The sequence below is a fragment of the Microcoleus sp. Z1_A1 genome (assembly GCF_036700305.1).
Lineage (GTDB): Bacteria > Cyanobacteriota > Cyanobacteriia > Cyanobacteriales > Microcoleaceae > Microcoleus.
The window spans coordinates 1-18,136 of sequence record NZ_JAUBOR010000058.1 but is presented as its reverse complement, the minus strand read 5'-3'; the positions used below and the strand labels follow the sequence as shown (position 1 = coordinate 18,136).

Sequence of the window (18,136 nt, the reverse complement as noted above, 5' to 3'; positions counted from 1 at the left end):
GCCGCTCCTTCAAAGTTTTCCCGTTGTCACGCACCCTACGACTGATATCTTGCACAGAGTACGATCGCCCTCAATCAATCAATTCCGCTTCTTCAAAAATCTGCCGAGTCGTCAACTCCAAACCAGGCAGCAACTCATCCAAAATTACTGTATTATCCGTATAAACTTGACTAGAACCATCGGTCAAAAAACTTCTAATTAAAATAGCTTCTGGATCTATCACCCAAACTCGCGGAACACCCGCCGCCAAATAATCTTTCGCCTTCTCTTCAAATTCCTTCATACTTCGATCCGGTGATACAATCTCGATCGCCAGTTCAGGAATTGCGGGACAAGCTTCATTTCGCCGCCAACTTTTCGGCAGACGTTCATAAGAAATGTACGTTAAATCGGGAACAGGTGCCCAATCTTTATCCTGACGTTTTAACAAAATTGCCCATTCTGGAAGCACTCGCCCGCCTCCTTTACACCATACACGAATCAGGCGACACAAAGTAAACTGTAAAGTCGAATAAAAATATTTTGGAGACACTTTGGGGACTGCTTCACCATCTACAAACTCACAATATATATCTCCGTCGGGCAAAGCTAGAAATTCTGCTAAAGTGAGTTTGGTTCCGATGCCTACCATGACTCCCAGCCCTCTCGCTAATTAACTCCTATCATGTCCGATCGCTCACCCATAATACATTGGCCGGGGCGGGTTTGTGAGATTGTCCGTTTTTGGCAAATATTATTGGTGAACCCGCCCCTACGGAATCAGGGTAATCGACCAGACATGATATCAAATATCAATTATACAAAATTTCCCAACATTCCTAGAAGTACGATCGCCCTTCTCCCTCTACGCCAAAAGTGGAACAGGCATCCCGCCTGTGAATTTCTGTGAATTTCTGCGCCTCAGAAATCAAAATCCCAATTCCCCAAAAACCATAGCGGGGCCGGCTATCCAGCCCGCCCCGCATTCTCCAAAAGCCCCAAAACCATTCACTTCAACCAAGCAGGATGAGCCATCAAAGCTGCAAACGGCTGCACTCCCCGCAACTGATTCGACAGCGGCAAATGACCCCTAGGCGCGCTCAAATCCCAAATAAACTCTTGCGGGTATCGCGTCCAATTATTCCCCTTCTTCCAGCCAATTAGCGGCCACAATTTATCCCAATTCTTGCCCGAACTCAGCCAAATTTCCCGCTGCACCGAAAAGCCGAATTTGCCTTCGGAATGAACTTTCCACAGCGTATTAATTGTTTGCAAATCCGTTACCGGCAAGCTCTCAACTTGCGTAAAATACAGCCACTTTCTCACAGAAGCTGTTTCACCAGCCAATTCACAAAGCTTGTCTAAAGTCAAGCGATCGGCTTCTTGAAATTCCTGTAACGCCAATAATTGTTGCAGCGGAGTGTAATCAATGTTAGAGTCCGATCGCAGCGGCACAACCCCAGTCGGAAAATTCGCTTGCAAAAACTCCGTCGCTCTCGGAGAATTAGCACTGTAAAGAATTTGGTAAGCCTTACCCATTACCGCAGTCGGTGCCTCTGACTTGCGCTCTAATAAAAATTCCATCAATACATCCCAACCGGAATCTGCTATTTGTTGTTGCAGCAGTTGCAGTTGAGCTTTTTCCGAACCCGACCTCAACTGAGAGCGGAGTTCGGCTGTATCGGCCGCCGAGTCTAGAGGAGAAGTAGAAATCGAGTCAGTCATGAGAAACTATCAGCTATCAGCTATCAGCTATCAGCTATTAGCTGAAGCCCTGGTTTTCCCCCATTGTACAATGGTACTGACTCCGATTCACTTCTCTGTACTCGGATGCCTGCGCGCCACACCGCCTGGTTTAGCCGATCGCCCGATCGCACACTTTTCGCCAATGTCAGCAATCGCAAATAAGTCTACCATCTGAAATTTACGATCGATGCCATACCAAAGAGTTTTTTTTGAACCTAGTCGTCCACGATTGAAACCCATGCAGGGAAGGAAGGCGGAAAAAAGTTTATGTCATATTCCGAGTCTTCCCACTCTTTGACCCAAAGCGGCACGGCGCCTGGGCTAGGAGTTGCAGAAAAGGTGCGTTCTTTGACTTCGATCGAGTGAAATAGCTGTTTTAAAGTATCTCCCCGATCCAAAGCTTCGCTGAGGATGTCGTCCAAGTCAGGATCGACCCGTTTGACACGGTTTTTGTCCTCCTCCAGCCACAGCAGTTTCAAAGACTTCAGATCCCTCGGACTGAGGATGCTCTTGTAGTACACGCGCTTAAGGGTTGCTACGGGCTCCAATGAACGTTCTATCCGGCGAATTTGCTGAACTCGCAGGTAGTGCCATTCCGCTAAACGCTTGCTTTCCGAAGGCGGGAGAGTACCCTTGCCCGCTGCGTGTTTGTAGTCGTATTTAATCAAGCTGCAAGCCATATTGGCTAGCAGGTGAATCAACTGTTTTTCTTTGGGTGTCGCCTGACGCCGTTCCTGGGTTCTTGTCAATACGCGCTGTCTGCGGGTAGTTTCGAGAGTATTTTCCATTGGGTTTTTACGAGATGAAATACGATTGTGCCAGATCCAAATCCCGAACATCAGAAGGTAAGGAAGTTGATAGGCGGGGAAACTCCACCAACAGACTCGCCTTACCTGTTTATTTTCCCATCCACCGTTCTCTGAAACTGATTACCACCCCTGGGATTAGGTAGACTGATCTTGGGATCGAGTTTTAACTACCTCGATCAGAGGCGGTTGGGACAACAAGCACCACAACTACAACCACAACCGCATCAGAGCGAACCACACTCCGGGCGCCAATTATTATTTCCTGCCTTTACCCGTTTTTACCTCTTCTTGGTCCCCATCCTCATTCGTTCCAGTGTAGTTAAAGTCAGGACGACTCTCCCAAGCCGTCAAACTACTGGCTGATGAAGGTTGTGTGGCGATCGCTGAAGCGCTGGCGCTGCCTGCCTGGAAAAAGCCGAAGCCAGCCGAGGCAATTACCCCTAATACTAAGATGCTGTTTTTCATGTTCGATGACCCTGATTTGCGTAGATTGACACTTTTTGGCTCACCCGATCTGTCAGAAATGGGTTGATGCAATAGCCCACTTGTCTTCTGATAAATCTGCCTGCCATAATCAATTCAGACAGGCACACCCGCTTGCGATCGGAAACGCCAGAAGTGACGTGTTACTAATGTCCACGATCATCCACCAACCCGAATCTTTTGGGTAGTGGAGCGAAAGCCATCAGGGCGTCGATCCATCAGGGAGTTATGCCATCAGGGTGCTAATCCATCGGGTAGTTAAGCCATCAGGGCGCATCTTCTACAATTAGCCACAGACTTAACTTTTAGAGTTGAGCGAGTGGTTAGCCAGTTTCTGACCACGCCTTTAAGAATTAAACTTTTTGTGGAGGCATCCTGAAAAGTTTGTTCTTAGGAATCCCCGAACGCGAAAGCCCGGGGAAAGTCAGCAGCATGGAATTCCATGCAATCTAAGTCAACTAAAAAAACGCAGATTAACGATATCTCCCACTCAAGCAGTCCTCAGCCAAACGCTGGGGTTTTTTATTGGCAGCCATTGCTCTGTCTTTTCCTCCAGCATTCGGCAAGCGCAACTGAAGGCAGAAGGTTGACGGCGCTGTGGTTATGAGTTTCCCTGCCAACATCATACCACCGGGTTAATTTTAAAGTATTATTGTAAAAAAAATGTGAAAAAAACGGCGTTTTAGCGTTTTCAATCCGATCGAGTCAAAATTCATCAATTATGTGAACGAGTGTAAAAAATCAAGTGGCGGGGTACAATTGCGCCGATCATAGGATTTGGGGCGAACGCTTGCAAAGATACGGTAAAGATTGACGAGAAGAAAGCTGACCTAGTAGACAATAGAGAAAGAAGAACAAAAAATTTTCCACCATAGTAAGGCCGATAAAAAAAAAACAATCCAAATGCAACAGGCAAACTCCAAACCCTTATTGAATAAGTCATTGCCCAATCTAAAATCTAAAATCTAAAATCTAAAATGGTATCAGCGGGCCATAACTCCAATTTGTAACCTTTCGATCGCACAGCATAGGGGCGTAAAATCTTGATGAATTCCCAGATGACAGCATCCGTCAACTCAACGTACCAATATCAAGTTGGAGGCTATTTGCCTGCCGGTGCGCCCACCTATGTCAGGCGATCGGCAGACAGCGAGCTCTACGAAGGACTCAAAGCCGGAGACTTCTGCTACGTGTTGAGTTCGCCACAAATGGGAAAGTCCAGCCTGCTAGTGCAAACGGCCAAAAGGTTGCAAGCCGAAGGTACAGTTTTTGCCGCCATCAACTTGAGAAGCATCAGCAGCCCAGATATCTCCCCCCAAAAGTGGTATGGCGGAATCATGTACCGCATGGCAAGCAGTTTACACATCACAAACAGGTTTGATGCCATCAAGTGGTGGAACGATCGCGAACTGCTGCCGCCGGTGCAGCGATTGGAGATATTTATCGAAAAAGTTTTGCTCAAGTCACTTCAGCAAAATCTGGTAATTTTTCTAGATGACATTGACAGCATCAGCCGCCTAAATTTTAGTACCAAGGATTTTTTTGCTTTGATCCGGGCTTGTTACTCCAAGCGGGCAGAGCAACCGGAATACGATCGCCTGACTTTTGCTGTTATGGGAGTAGCAGCCCCCTCAGAATTGATCCGAGATCCAAGATGCAACCCTTTTAATGTTGGACGGCAAATTCATTTAAGTCGATTCCAACTGCAGGAAAGTTTGCCGCTAGCAAAAGGATTAGCCCTGAAAGCTTTTCGCCCCCAAAAAGTCCTCCAAGAAATATTAGCTTGGACGGGCGGGCAACCGTTTCTAACTCAAAAAGTTTGCCACTTGGTACTTGAATACGGGCCTTTTATTGGCAGAAATTCGGAAGCTCAGCAGGTTGAAAAACTGGTCAAACACAGAATTATTAAAAATTGGGAAGAAGAAGACGAACCCCAACATTTGATACCTATACGCGATCGCATTTTCCATAACCACTGCGACCTCACGCGGCTGTTAACGCTGTACCAGCAAGCTTTGCAACCGCCCAAGGCAACAAAACCGGGAGAATCCCAGGGAGTACCAGCAGATTACTCTCCCGAAAAACTCGAATTGCAACTGTCAGGACTGGTTGTTAAATTTGAGGGTAAATTAATAGTTTCCAACCTAATTTATCAGTCAGTTTTTAATCAGTTCTGGGTGGAAAAAGAGCTGGGAAAATTGGCTCCTTACCGCTTGGCCCTAGCAGCATGGCTGGCTTCAGACCGCGAAGATGAATCACTGTTATTGACAGGGGAAAGTTTGCAGTCAGCTTTGGATTGGGCGGAGGACAAACAATTAAGCCAAGAACACTATTGGTTCTTGAATCCCGATCGAACTTTTGGGGAAAAACCCACAGTCGTTGTCGCACAAGTTGCAGACAGCAGCATAGACACAGATGCAGACAGCCCCATCCTCACCCCGCCCTCAGATAGTATTCCAACTGGCAGCAACGAACAGAGATTGTACGATCACATCGTCTCCTGCGTGGAAACAGAATCCCCCGCACAGGTGATCGAGCGGTTCCGAAAGCTATTTATCGACGGCATGGGCTATCCCGATCGAGAGATTGAAGCAACTTTGTATAGTATAGTCTCCGTCAAGCGATCGGATCAGGACTTTAAATATCTGCTCCACCGCTGCTGCTACATCCCCATCAACCGCTGGCAATTGCAATCACAAAATCAGTTCGCGATCGCCAAGTTGGTATCTTTATTTAAGCAGACTTCTCCCCGATTCGGGATGGAATTTTACATAGTCAAGCGCTTACAAGAACAAATAAAATTTTTTAATAAAAGTGAAGAATTCCAGACTATAGAGCGCTTAGTAAAAGCCTTAGATAGAGATGCGGAACAGCAGCAACAAGATACAGATTTTCCTTTGGGCGAATTGATATGTCGGTATCCTTATTTGTACGGCTATTCTCTACTGAGCAAGGACAGCATTGAGGAAGACCAACAAACCATCCAAAAACTGGCATTTCAAAGACAGCGACAATTTGAAACACATTTGTCTAAATATTTGAATTATATGGTTGAGCCGAGAAATACAGAAATAGGAATTGTACAGCGAGCGGCTAATCCCACACTTTTGAACGATGCAGAACTGCACTTAGCGGTCAGGGAATTTGCCGGAAAAGTAGCAGGCGATCGCAGCTACAAAGAAGCGGCTCAATTTTTCCTGAGAGATTCCAGAAAAACTCCATCTTACGCCTCATTTAAAGTGGATTTATATGAATATTTAATATCGTCGGTAGAACCAGAATACGGGGGGCGTCAATTTAATGACCGTTTGTACAAACAAATCAAAAATACATTGCGAGAAAATGACTCGGTGAAATTCAATAATCCATTGTTAGTTCGTACTTGCCACCAGTTGTTCAACTTCTTAGTAGTGGAAAATTCTCAACATCCCAGCCACTACGTTTTTTACGATTTGGTGTACAACCTCGGCGCCAGCAGGACAATGGGTTTACTCATGAAACTTGTACTGCTTTCGGGCAAAGTCAAACCTGAGTTGGAAAAGCGATTTTCTATTTTGTTTAATCACTATGAAGGTAAAGCTTCTAATGAAATTATGTGGTTTGTCAAATCCTTGGAAAATTTCAATGTGGCTTTGGTTGTGAATTTTGGTAAGACGGATTTGTCTTTGGTTAAACAGCAGCTTATTTTGGCTTAAGAATAACAAAATCGCTCGAACAGGGTTATATAATAGTATTAATTAAAAAAAATCCAGGACCAACAAATGAAAGCCTTTGAAGTCACAGGAACGATCGACGAAAAAGGTCAATCGATTTTAGATTTTAGATTTTAGATTTTAGATTTTAGCATTGACTTGCGCGAGATAAATACGTTCGGCAAGTTTCATCGGATACAGGTTGTTTATTTCACCGGTCCTGAGTCTGCTTTCGGAATGAATCCGGGGGCTTGTATCCTGGATGCTTTCGGTCAATTATTGCTCGATCGACCTTTAACCGCAGAAACTCCCGGCCGCGTGCGAATCATCGTTCTTCTTCCCGAACCTACAGATGAAGCTGAAGACGACCCCGACGATACTCCAGTTGCAGAAGTAAAAGCTAGTCTCAAAAGGGCATTCCAGGAAGCTAAAACCCGACAGCGAATACCTCTTTCTCAAATGTGGGAGGGCATCGATCGATTTTAGATTTTAGATTTTAGATTTTAGATTTTAGATTTTAGATTTTAGATTTTAGACGATCACACGCTCAATCAAGTTCAATAGCCGTCGATCGTACTTTTGTTAACCATTTACTCAAAATCCGATCAAACTCACATCTTGCACTATTCTCAAGGACGGGCAAGATGCCCGTTCCACAAAAAGTAGATTTTCTTGTGGAACAGGCCGGAAAGCCTGTTCCTAAAAGGCTAATTGAGAATGGTGCAAGATGTCAGATCGAACAGATATCAGCCTCAACGAAATCCGCAGCATCATCGCAGAGTTTGACGAAAACGAATAGCGGTGTATTATTAATTCTATGATTAGCTATCTCAAAGGCACAGTAGCCGATATCGCCAAAGGCAGCAACCGCGTCATATTGACTCTCGAAGTCAATCACATCGGCTATGAAATCCAAATTTTGCCCCGCGTGACCGGTCAATTGCCAGCATCCGGCGAAGTCGCCCAAATTTTTACCCACCAGCAAGTTAAGGAAGACCAAATCGTATTGTACGGTTTTGGCAGCGCGGCAGAACGCGATTTGTTTCGGCAGTTGACGAGTGTCAGCGGTGTGGGTGCTCAACTGGCGATCGCACTTCTTGATACTTTAGGATTGCAAGATTTAGTCCAGGCGATCGTCGGCGGTAACACCCGCATCCTCGCCAAAACACCGGGCGTCGGTACAAAAACCGCAGAACGTCTCGCCCTGGAACTCAAAAGCAAACTCTCGGAATGGAGACAGCAAGCAGGTTTGACAACTTCAGTCGCCGCCGGAGTCCCCCCAGCTATTCAAGAAGAAGTCGAGATGATCCTGCTGGCGATGGGATACACTGCGGCTGAAGTCTTGCAAGCGCTGCAAACCCTCAGTCAAGACAGCACTTTGTCCACCAAAGGTGATGCGGATGATTGGATACGTGAGGCGATCGCCTATTTGAGCCGATAATCGCCTACAATGATAATCCCCTACAATATCTAGCCGCCGGGAATAAAAACCCTGGACGGGCGGGACGCCCATCCCACAATTTTTTTTCCTGTGGGATGGGCGTCCCGCCCGTCCTAAGTATGTTTGCAATTCAAGTCTATTCTGCTCAAAAAACAAACCCATCCTTAGCAAAAATTTTATCGTTATTATGCTTCCCCTGTGATAACATAGGAGATTGTGACAATCGTACAAAAAAAACTAAAATCAATTCATGGCTCTTACACAACAGCGCAAACAAGAAATCATGGGCGACTTCCAAACCCATGAAACCGATACCGGTTCAGCAGATGTCCAAGTCGCCATGCTGACCGATCGCATCACCAAACTCAGCGCCCACCTGAAAATCAACCAAAAAGACTTCGCCTCCCGGCGCGGTTTGATGATGATGATCAGCCGCCGCAAGCGCCTGCTGGCATACATCCAAAAGCAAAATGCCGATCGCTACAAAGCATTGATTGCCCGTCTAGGCATTCGCGGCTAAACACCAAAGCCAAAATTTGCGACAATATTCTTTAATCTTGGACAAACACCAAGACTTATTGAAAAATGTTCGAGATTTCAGGTCAGAGATAAAATATGTCCTCCGAACCACCCCGCAAGCGCTTGCCCTTTGAACCGGCAACAAATCGTAAAAAAACGCCTAAAAAGCCCCCAGAACCCCAAGCAAGCATAGCCTTAGAGTCGGATTCTGCCGACAAGCAGCCGAAAGCTAACAAAACCGGAAAACAGGCGCAATCCATCCCAGAAGTAGTCAGCCAACGCATGATATCTCGCATAGCGGTATTCTGCGGCATACCGACAATCCTGGGAATTTCCACATTTTTTGTCAGCTATTTGATAGTCAGCAAAGGCTTGTTTGATTTGCCCAACACAGCAGTATTGCTGGTAAGCATGGGCTGTTTTGGTCTAGGCGTTCTGGGATTAAGCTACGGAGTCCTCTCAGCTTCCTGGGATGAAGAAGTTTCAGGAAGCACTCTGGGGTGGGAAGAATTTAATACCAATTTTGGACGGATGCGAGAAGCGTGGCGCGCCGCGAAGCCAAAAAGTTAGTCATTAGTTATTAGTTATTAGTCATTAGTCATTAGCTAACAACTAAAATGTTAACCATCTAGAATTTGTTTTTGGGGAGGGAACAAGAACCCGCCCCACAACAATGCTAATAATACTGATATAAATAGATTCTCGATCGCCATTGCATCTATTTTCTCAGTGCATCAGAGTCATCATCCGTTTCTAGCCCAACTAAACAGGCAAAAAAAATATGATTATAGTAATGAAAGCCGGCACTCCAGAAGCCGAGATCGATCGCATCGACGAAGAGCTCCGCACTAGCTGGGGTTTGATACCAGAAAAAATCGTCGGCCGTTACAAAACCGTGATGGGTTTGGTGGGCGACACAGTTGAGCTCGAACCGATGCAACTGCGCGAAATGAGCACCTGGATTGAAGAAGTTCTGCGCGTGGAAAAACCCTACAAACGCGCTTCTCTGGAATATCGCCAAGGAGAACCCAGCGAAGTAACGGTTGCTACTCCTTTAGGAACTGTAACGATCGGCTTGCATCACCCGATCGCGATCGTAGCAGGCCCTTGCTCAGTCGAAAACGAAGAAATGATTGTCGAAACGGCAATGCGCGTCAAAGCTGCTGGAGCTCATTTTCTCCGTGGTGGCGCGTACAAACCGAGAACTTCCCCCTATGCTTTCCAAGGCCACGGCGAGAGTGCTTTGGGATTGCTAGCGGCGGCGCGGGAAGCTAGCGGTTTGGGAATTATCACAGAAGTTATGGATGCGGCCGACTTAAGTGCGATCGTGGAAGTAGCCGACGTGGTACAAGTCGGGGCGAGAAATATGCAGAATTTCTCACTGTTGAAGAAAGTCGGAGCTCAAGACAAACCAGTTTTGCTGAAGCGCGGCATCTCCGCCACCATTGAAGAATGGTTGATGGCTGCTGAGTATATCATGGCTTCTGGGAATCCGAACGTGATTTTGTGCGAGCGCGGAATTCGCGGGTATGACAGGCAATATACACGCAATACCCTCGATTTGTCGGCAGTACCAGTATTGCGGACTCTGACTCACTTACCGATTATGGTTGACCCCAGTCACGGCACCGGTTGGGCGCAGTTTGTACCCTCGATGGCCTTTGCTTCGATCGCCTCTGGTACAGATTCGCTGATGATTGAAGTGCACCCGAATCCGAAAAAAGCTTTGTCTGACGGGCCGCAATCTTTAACACCGGATCAGTTCGACAAGTTGATGGAAGAATTGGCGGTGATTGGTAAAGTCATGGGACGTTGGCCGCAGCCCGTGCCAGTTTTGGCATAGAAACACCAGTAATATAATGTCCGGTCAATTAACCGTAATTCCTGTAGGGGCGGGTTCGCCCTAATTTGCAACACAAAGCCGAGATTCTGGAAACCCGCCCCTCTCCTTGGGTATGACTTACCCGTTAGATCGAATCCGATCGATTAACCATAATATCCCGGCCGGGGCGGGTTTTTGAGATTGTCAATTATTGGCTGGTATTGTTGGCTAACGGGCCCCTACGAAAATCGCGGTCGATCGATTGGACATGATATTATTCATTGAATTAGCGATCGCTCTGATTTAAAATAGCCTCAATTTGATTTTTTACTTGTTCGAGTTCTCGGCGTTTGTCAGCCAGCCAAACTTTTTGGGCCTCGCAATCTGCTTGCTCTCGATCGCGCTTTTCCTGCTGTTCTAATAAATTTTCCCACAGCGAGATCGCTTTTGACATCGCACCGCTATTCGCATCAGCGCGATCGTCAAATACTGTAATAATTCTTTCTTGTACCTTCTCAAAAATAGACTGGGCAGATTCGTCAAATTTCTCAACGCCTAACTCGCAAACTTTTTGCTTAATCTGATCTTTAACAGCATCGCCATCTAAAAAACTAAAGCCAAAACCGCCACCAGCGCCAGCAGCTAAGCCACCCAAAATAACTCCTATAAAACCAAGTCCTGTAAAAAATAGCAACCCAGCACCTACTAATGCACCGAGACCCAAACCAACGCCTAAGCTTTCATCACTACCGATATTTGGGTTAATTGAGGAAGCAATTCCCCTTCCACTTGCGCCAAATCCGCCTAAGCTACCTGCTGTTGCTAAGTTATTGAATTGAGCGACAAGGCTAGTGCTGAGTTGCTGGTCAAACTGTTGAAATTCTTGCCGTATTGCATCAATATCTTCACCGATTTGGCTGTCTAGCACTCCCATATTTTGTTTTAAAATAGACTGTACTTTTTGATTGCCCCAGTCATCAATTTCTTCGGTGATGTCTCGTACAAATTGATCTGCATAATCTTTAGTCAACTTGTCTTGACTCATGATGTGTCCGTGTTCGGAAGTCCAGCGATGACTTTTTGCCATCAGGCGTTCTCCCAATCCTTCCACCCATTCATTCCAAGATTCAATAGCTTCTTCTACAGATTCCTCCCTCAGTTCATTAGCTAAAAGTTTGATTTTCACATCGCGGCCGCTTACTTCCGCCATTTGTTCAAAAATCTTCGCCTTATCTCCTTGAGAAACTGTCAATTTTCCTTCTAAGATTTCCCTATATTGAGTCAATTCATCGCAGCCAGTATTAATAATTTGCTTAATTCCGGCGGCTGATTGCTGAAGTGCGATCGCCCCCCGTTCAACAGTCAGAAATTTCTCAATCGAATCAGTAAAACCCTGAAAAGATTTTAGATAATCATCATTTTCATTGCCTGCTAAAATCGCTTCTAATGCAGATTGAGCAGAAATAAAATGAATCCGATTTTCACCAGCAATCAAATTTTGACTTGTAACAATTGTTTCCACCCTTTTTCGTACCTGCTGGCGACTCTCTTCCCGCCGCAGTAAATCGAAAAAATTAACTACCATAAAAATATTACTCGCGCCTTCCTTATTACCATAATTTAGTTCTTTTTTCAAGTACAAAAGCAGTTCTCGCTCTTTCTCCGTTAAAGCATTTTGAGCATGAGTTAAGAAAATAACCGCATCAGTTGTTTTGAGAACCTGTTGGGTGACTAATGTGCGTTCGGCTTGTTCGTTCAACCCAGGAGAATCAATAATTTCTACCCCATTGCGGCACAACTCTAATTCGGGATGTTCAAAAACGATTTCGGCAATTTCCGACTTGGCAATTTCATCGGCATAGGAACCATAAGCCGCTTGTTCCGAAATCGAAGCTTTCTCTTGATATTGTGCAGGTGAAATTTCTTCCTCCCGTCCATTGTGGTAGCGACAAATAACCCGGCGCTGCGAACCATATTTCAAAATAGTCACATTACCGCTACAGGGAATATCGCGCACTGGTTGGATTTCCTCACCAAGTAAAGCATTTAGTAAGGTTGATTTACCTTTACTAAATTCGCCGACAACAGCAACGCGAAAACATGGAGATTGCAATCTCTGAGATACTTTCGTTACTTCTTCTGCTAAAGTAGGAGATAGCACGTTGCGATCGATTCCATTTTGCAGAGTTAAGCCTAGTTTTTCACAAAGAGCATTCAGTTGTTGCCGATACTCCTGAAATTTTTTCAACTCCTGATAGGATGAAACTGATTGCTTTTGATTTGTTTTGTGTTTCGGTTTGGCTGGTAAATGTTCGATAATGTGACTGGCAGCACGGACAAACATAGAATCGAGAGATTGAAATTGCGCTGGATCGAGTAACGAGTGGACTTCTGCTAAAGCTGCTGTATCGCTGATGGCTTGATTGCTAAAACTCGCTTCCAAAACACTCAAAAATCGCGCATTAACTCCGAGTCGATCGGCAATGATGGTCAAATACTGTTTTTCTCGTTCATCTATTGTCCCATCTGCCGCCGACATTTGATACCCAAAACTAATTAACAGCAGTTTTTCCTCTTCGGAAAAGCACGATGTGAGCGCCAGCAACGCCGTCAATTTCTTGTAAACTTGCTGTTCCCGCACGCTCTTAACCATCGGCATTACGAATTGGCGCAAACTGTTGTTAGCGGGAATAAGTTCCGTAAAAATTGTCCGCAATCGCTGTGTTTCCTCAGCACTTACCGTACCGTCGGCATGAATGACTCCCAGCAATACCGTCACCAGCCCCGCCAGGAAAAGCACAGGCGGAGTAATATCCTCTTTTCGGAGGTTTTGCCCGGTCAGCCGCGAAACAAGCTCAACTGTTTGAGGACTAATTAGCGAAGTGTGCATTTGCAGGGCCTATTGATAATTTTTTTTTATTTAAACTAGCATAATATATTAGTTATTCTGTGGATTGGTAACACGGTAGAAATTGATGATGAACTTTGTATTTCCCCCGGCGGTACAGGCTGCGATCGAGGCTGGCAAGTACGTACAAGTGTTTACATCGGCTGGAGTGCCGATCGGCATGGCGAGAGATGCAGCAACGGGAGAGTTTGCGGCCCACGCCGTTGGCGCGCTGGTCAACAACAGCCCCCTATCGCCGTTAGTGTCTCCCGTGCAGCTTGCAATGGGAGGCTTGCAGATGTACCAAAACCACATGGGCTTTCAAGCCGTCCAAACCAGTTTGGGCGTGCTGCAAGCGACAACAGCCGTCATTGGCGTGGGAGTTGCTGCTGGGGTAGCCTTGTCGGCGGTGAATTTGCACCAGACTTTGAAACTAAAAAAAGCAGTAGAAAGGCTGGAAGTTAAAGTAGAAAATGGTTTCATCAATTTAGAACAACTTTTGAAAGGCCAAGGCGCCGAAATTAAGCAATTAATTTCCGAAGTGGTTGCAGATATAAAATTTGAGAACCATCGCCTAGTCTTAGTGCGGGCTTACGGGTTATTTAATCAAGCAATTCAACGAATGCGATCGGCTTTGCAACTGCAAGATATCAACCGCCGCAATGCTGAAATTGATGCAGCGCGAGGGATGTTGTTTGAGGCTTTAGCTGATTACAGAAATCCGCAGTTGTTGTCAGAAACCTGTGCGGCGGGACAGTTGCGGCGGTTAGAGTGCAGTTGGACGATCGAACAAAGTATTATTGCGACTTATCAGGTGCAAAATGAGTATGGGGCTGCGGGCGATCGTATTTCTCAACTTCAACAACAAATCCGTCAAGATAGCCTCGGTATTATACACTGTTGTGACTCAGACGAAGAGCTTGACTTTCTTTTTCCTGAAATTACGTGCATTCACGATCGCGATTTAGTTTTATTAGAGACTTGGCAAAATCAGATTGAATGGATGAAAGCTTTACCGCCAAGTGAATTAAAACAGTTGCAAAGTGCTGATTTTAGTAAATCTGACTCTGCTGTTAAGGTGGAGAAAAACTCAGCCGCAACAGCTTTAGCAATCCCAGAGGAACAGTTATTTTATGAAAATTTGAAGCCGAAGTCTCATTTTTACGCGCTTCGCACTCAACTGGAATGGATGCTCGATCGGCAGCGACGTGAAGAGTATGAAGATTATATCATTGAACAAGGGGAACTAGGGGGTCATACAAGTTTAGTATCGTCGAATTTGGAAAAAGCCTCTGATTTGGCTGTGGCTAATCTATTTTGGTACTTCAAAGTCCGGGATGAATCCGAAGAGGAATTAGAATTAGATTCTGATGAAACTACGAATAATACTGCTACTGCTACCGTTGTTGCAGAATCTTTCCCAAGCGATAAGGTTAAGCAGCAAATTTATGAAAAACTCAAAGCCGTTGTTGCCAAGCAACTAGAATTTGAGGCAAGTAAAGTCACCATAAACGCTAATTTTGCCAAGGATTTAGGAGCCGATTCTCTCGATGCAGTAGAGCTAATTATGGCCATTGAGGAGGAATTCGACATTGAAATTCCCGATGAAGCTGCGGAGAACATAGAAACAGTTCAACAGGCTGTTGATTACATTTACAAAAAAGTTGCTGTTTAAAAAGCAAAGACAGTAACCAAGTTCAAATTCCTTAAACAGAAGAAAGCACTAGAAAGACTTCAAGCTTTCATGTAATACCAACTCACCAGAGCGATCGGTGTAAGGACACGGCCAAAGCCCATGTCCCTACCAAAAATTGTACGACCAATGTCATTTTCATTATTACAACAAACATCAAAAAAAATGAAGTCTAAATCAGTTACCCAAATCAGCGGAATTCCCGGTCAATTAGTCGGTGCAGTTCCCGTCCGAACCAGCGGTACAGGAACTCTTAAAATTGTTGGGGACACCTTACAAGGAAATTTCACTTCATTTTTTGGGTTAGAAATCAAAGAAATTGTCATTCCCATTCAAAATGTCAAAGCAGTTGAAATAGGGGAAGGCTGTACTTGGTGGCTGCTCGGACTCGGAATTCTAACCCTCGGCTTATTCTTCATTGGTATTATCTTCATTGTGTTGGCTTTTGTTGTAAAACAGCGTTATATTGCCATTTACACGAGTAGTAGTAATCTCATTCTGTTTTGTACAAAAAATGATAAAGTCAACCAGTTTCGTAACGAAATTATAGAAGCTTGTCGTCCCAAACCGAGCTATATGCCCCGACATTCTCAGTCTCCCCCACCACCGCCTTCTTTGCCAAATAGATTCATACTTAGCTAAATTTACCAGGTCGATCGCTATTTCTACCAAAGTGCGATCGCTCTTCTTTTGAGGAAAGCACAAAGCGCGGTAAAAACAAAAAACTTAGGGACATACAGTTTAAGGAGTAAAAATCTAATGCAACTAATTTTGGCAGAATTTTGTGGACGCTGGGGCTGTTCTTGGTGGGAGAAAATTATCACCATCATCTTGGTTAGTCTGAAGGGTAAGGGAGTTGTACTATTGCTGGGATTATTGCTGATTCCCATATTTTTGGTTGTGCTAATATTGCTAGTAGGCTTGATGCCAGCTTTTGAATTTATTGCTAGTTTTGGGAGAGACAAACAAGAACTCCAAAACCCAAACAATTCTCAGGAACAAGACCAAAGCATTTTATCAGCAGGAGCTAAGTTTGTCGGTCGTAGAGGAGCTAAATTTTTGGGTCGTAAATTGAAAGAAGTAAACAAACAGGAAGATGTCAATTCTCATGAACAAGACCAAACGATTGTATCAGCAGGGGCTAAGTTTTTAGATCGTAAAACAGCTAAATTTTTGGGTCGTAATGGGGAAAAAAAGTGATTTAATCCCACCAGTAAACCACAACAGGCGGCGGATTTTCATAACCCCCATAACCAATAAACACAGATGCCCGATCGCGATCCATCACTTGCACATCATCCGCCATCCAAGTCTTCCCAAAATCAACCAGCGGGTAAACGCAATCATCATCCCTACTCCAAATATAAAGCGTATCAGCGTGCCAGCGATCGTCCAAATCTCGCAGCAATAAACCCAAATTACTGTAAAGCCTACCGCTATTTTCATCCTCCGCAATCAGCGGCAGCATCATAAAATTCAGCCACAAATCTCTGTTCTGATATAGATCGGTTAAAATCGGTTCCGGGTCGAAATTATTCCAGCGTCCATTTTGCATCATCAGCGCTTCCATCAACTGCTGCGGCGTACATTCTCCGACAGCTAGCGACAAATCCACGCGCGGTGCAGGTGCATTTTGTCGAAATTTTTTATTTCTACCGCCTCGCCTTTCAACAAGCGTTTGGCGGCGTTGATGGCGCGGTTGAGCTTCAAAAACCCACGCCCCCCGCGAGTAACTTTTGGGAGTACCAACAGCGGGCAATGGTTCGGGAATTTCGTTAAATCCTGCCAGCAAGCGCTGATATCCGTCTGCTTCATCAAATGTCACCCAGTGCGATCGCCACACGCACTCCAAAACAAAACCAATTGTAACGCAAGGAGTGCGATCGCAGTCCATCAGGGCGATCGACCAATCATCGCTATCTTCAAACCGAGACAGCCACTGCGAAGCCGCCTCCCATTTAGGCAGCAAGTCTCCTTCTGGAGATTTCCGCATTTCCTTCATAAGCCGCACTCTGTCTGACGGAGTGAACATTTTAGGTTAGCCGCGAAGTTGAATAGTTCATTTGTAGCACAATTATTTAATCCAAACCATCAAAGCTCGATCGGGGTGATTGTCAGAATTAAAAAGTGCGATCGAGTCTGTAGGGTGCACACTGCGCACAAAGCCTCTACCAATAGCGGATCAAACCATTTTTTTGGGCAAATTTTTAAATTTATAGTCATTTCAAATAAATGTGAGACAAATGCAAGATGATGTAAAATCAAGAAAAATTGTTAACTCGGAGCCGAAAAATGGCAGACAGTCTAGATTTAAGAAAAAGAGTAGTGGATTATGTGGAAAATGGAGGGGGTATAACCAAAGCCGCCGCCCTGTTTAAAGTAGGAAGAGCAACAATATACAGATGGCTAGGGAGGGAAGACCTTCGAGCCACTAAGGTATAACACCGTGAGCGAAAGATAGACTGGGAAATGCTCAGAAAAGATGTAGAAGAAAATCCCGAAGCAAGATTAATAGAAAGAGCAAGGAAATTCGGGGTGAGAGCGAGTGCCATATGCTATGCCTTAAAGAAAATGAAAATTACGAGAAAAAAAAAAGAATTTCGTTATAGAGAAAGGAATAGAGAAGAAAGAATACAATACTACCAAACACTGAGAAATTTAATTAAAGCTCATGGGAGTAAAAGCCTTGTATTTATTGATGAGTCAGGGTTTGAAGAGTTTCATGCTTGTGTTTATGCGTGGTCAAAAAAAGGGAGAAAAGTATATGGGGAGAGACAAGGAAAACGCGGAAAAAGAGAAAATTTAGTAGCAGGAAGAAGAAAAGGAAACAAGGACTTGATTGCACCTATGGTCTTTACAGTCCGCTTTAATGCAGAAAGTTTTGAAGGGTGGTTAGCTTTATATTTATTGCCATCTTTAACAATACCATCAATATTAATCATGGATAATGCACCGATTCATCGTAAGACAGCAATTAGGCTCCTGGTGGAGGAGGCAGGTCATCAGATAATATTTTTACCAAAATACTCTCCTGACTTAAATGATATTGAGCATGATTTTAGTGC

Annotated in this window: 15 protein-coding genes and 1 pseudogene; 10 read left to right on the top strand and 6 right to left on the bottom strand. The window is 44.8% G+C overall.

Annotated elements, in window-relative coordinates:
- Positions 1–70: 70 nt before the first annotated feature.
- The 4 genes from QT973_RS24320 to QT973_RS24305 all read right to left on the bottom strand — a co-directional run bounded on the left by QT973_RS24320 (position 71) and on the right by QT973_RS24305 (position 2,999).
- Positions 71–631: a Uma2 family endonuclease gene (locus QT973_RS24320; RefSeq protein WP_333392374.1), complete on the bottom strand. Its 561-nt coding sequence runs from the start codon at positions 629–631 to the stop codon at positions 71–73.
- A 356-nt stretch (positions 632–987) separates the two neighbouring features.
- Positions 988–1,704 (bottom strand): GUN4 N-terminal ARM-like repeat domain-containing protein, encoded by a 717-nt coding sequence (locus tag QT973_RS24315; protein ID WP_333212649.1) that lies wholly within the window; start codon positions 1,702–1,704, stop codon positions 988–990.
- A 236-nt stretch (positions 1,705–1,940) separates the two neighbouring features.
- Complete coding sequence (locus QT973_RS24310) at positions 1,941–2,513, bottom strand: hypothetical protein (RefSeq protein ID WP_333058257.1); 573 nt, start codon at positions 2,511–2,513, stop codon at positions 1,941–1,943.
- A gap of 276 nt (positions 2,514–2,789) precedes the next feature.
- A complete protein-coding gene (locus QT973_RS24305; protein WP_333058256.1) occupies positions 2,790–2,999 on the bottom strand; it encodes a hypothetical protein in 210 nt (69 codons plus the stop codon).
- A 1,076-nt stretch (positions 3,000–4,075) separates the two neighbouring features.
- On the opposite strand from QT973_RS24305, the gene QT973_RS24300 reads away from it, so the two are divergent.
- The 6 genes from QT973_RS24300 to aroF all read left to right on the top strand — a co-directional run bounded on the left by QT973_RS24300 (position 4,076) and on the right by aroF (position 10,512).
- Complete coding sequence (locus QT973_RS24300) at positions 4,076–6,712, top strand: AAA-like domain-containing protein (protein ID WP_333058255.1); 2,637 nt, start codon at positions 4,076–4,078, stop codon at positions 6,710–6,712.
- Positions 6,713–6,946: 234 nt separating this feature from the next.
- Positions 6,947–7,195: a type II toxin-antitoxin system RelN family antitoxin gene (locus QT973_RS24295; protein WP_333058254.1), complete on the top strand. Its 249-nt coding sequence runs from the start codon at positions 6,947–6,949 to the stop codon at positions 7,193–7,195.
- A 331-nt stretch (positions 7,196–7,526) separates the two neighbouring features.
- The gene (ruvA, locus tag QT973_RS24290) at positions 7,527–8,150 is read left to right on the top strand and encodes a Holliday junction branch migration protein RuvA (RefSeq protein ID WP_333058253.1); all 624 of its coding nucleotides are present in this window, start codon (positions 7,527–7,529) and stop codon (positions 8,148–8,150) included.
- Positions 8,151–8,400: 250 nt separating this feature from the next.
- Positions 8,401–8,670, top strand: coding sequence for a 30S ribosomal protein S15 (gene rpsO / locus QT973_RS24285; RefSeq protein WP_015174482.1), 270 nt, complete (start codon positions 8,401–8,403; stop codon positions 8,668–8,670).
- A gap of 95 nt (positions 8,671–8,765) precedes the next feature.
- The gene (locus tag QT973_RS24280) at positions 8,766–9,239 is read left to right on the top strand and encodes a PAM68 family protein (protein ID WP_333058252.1); all 474 of its coding nucleotides are present in this window, start codon (positions 8,766–8,768) and stop codon (positions 9,237–9,239) included.
- A gap of 211 nt (positions 9,240–9,450) precedes the next feature.
- Complete coding sequence (gene aroF, locus QT973_RS24275) at positions 9,451–10,512, top strand: 3-deoxy-7-phosphoheptulonate synthase (protein WP_333058251.1); 1,062 nt, start codon at positions 9,451–9,453, stop codon at positions 10,510–10,512.
- Between the two features lie 265 nt (positions 10,513–10,777).
- Here the strand turns inward: aroF and QT973_RS24270 are convergent, their stop codons facing one another.
- Complete coding sequence (locus tag QT973_RS24270) at positions 10,778–13,381, bottom strand: dynamin family protein (RefSeq protein ID WP_333058559.1); 2,604 nt, start codon at positions 13,379–13,381, stop codon at positions 10,778–10,780.
- Between the two features lie 1,441 nt (positions 13,382–14,822).
- Between QT973_RS24270 and acpP the strand changes: the two genes are divergently transcribed.
- The 3 genes from acpP to QT973_RS24255 all read left to right on the top strand — a co-directional run bounded on the left by acpP (position 14,823) and on the right by QT973_RS24255 (position 16,271).
- Complete coding sequence (acpP, locus tag QT973_RS24265; RefSeq protein WP_333212655.1) at positions 14,823–15,053, top strand: acyl carrier protein; 231 nt, start codon at positions 14,823–14,825, stop codon at positions 15,051–15,053.
- 183 nt (positions 15,054–15,236) lie between these two features.
- On the top strand, positions 15,237–15,713 hold the full coding sequence (locus tag QT973_RS24260) for a hypothetical protein (RefSeq protein ID WP_333058558.1): 477 nt from the start codon (positions 15,237–15,239) through the stop codon (positions 15,711–15,713).
- 117 nt (positions 15,714–15,830) lie between these two features.
- Positions 15,831–16,271: a hypothetical protein gene (locus tag QT973_RS24255; protein ID WP_333058557.1), complete on the top strand. Its 441-nt coding sequence runs from the start codon at positions 15,831–15,833 to the stop codon at positions 16,269–16,271.
- A 1-nt stretch (position 16,272) separates the two neighbouring features.
- Here the strand turns inward: QT973_RS24255 and QT973_RS24250 are convergent, their stop codons facing one another.
- Positions 16,273–17,073 carry a hypothetical protein gene (locus QT973_RS24250; RefSeq protein ID WP_333058556.1) on the bottom strand — a complete coding sequence of 267 codons (801 nt, stop codon included), beginning with the start codon at positions 17,071–17,073 and terminating at the stop codon, positions 16,273–16,275.
- A 290-nt stretch (positions 17,074–17,363) separates the two neighbouring features.
- Between QT973_RS24250 and QT973_RS24245 the strand changes: the two are divergent.
- A pseudogene (locus QT973_RS24245) lies at positions 17,364–18,136 on the top strand (IS630 family transposase); the annotation flags it as partial.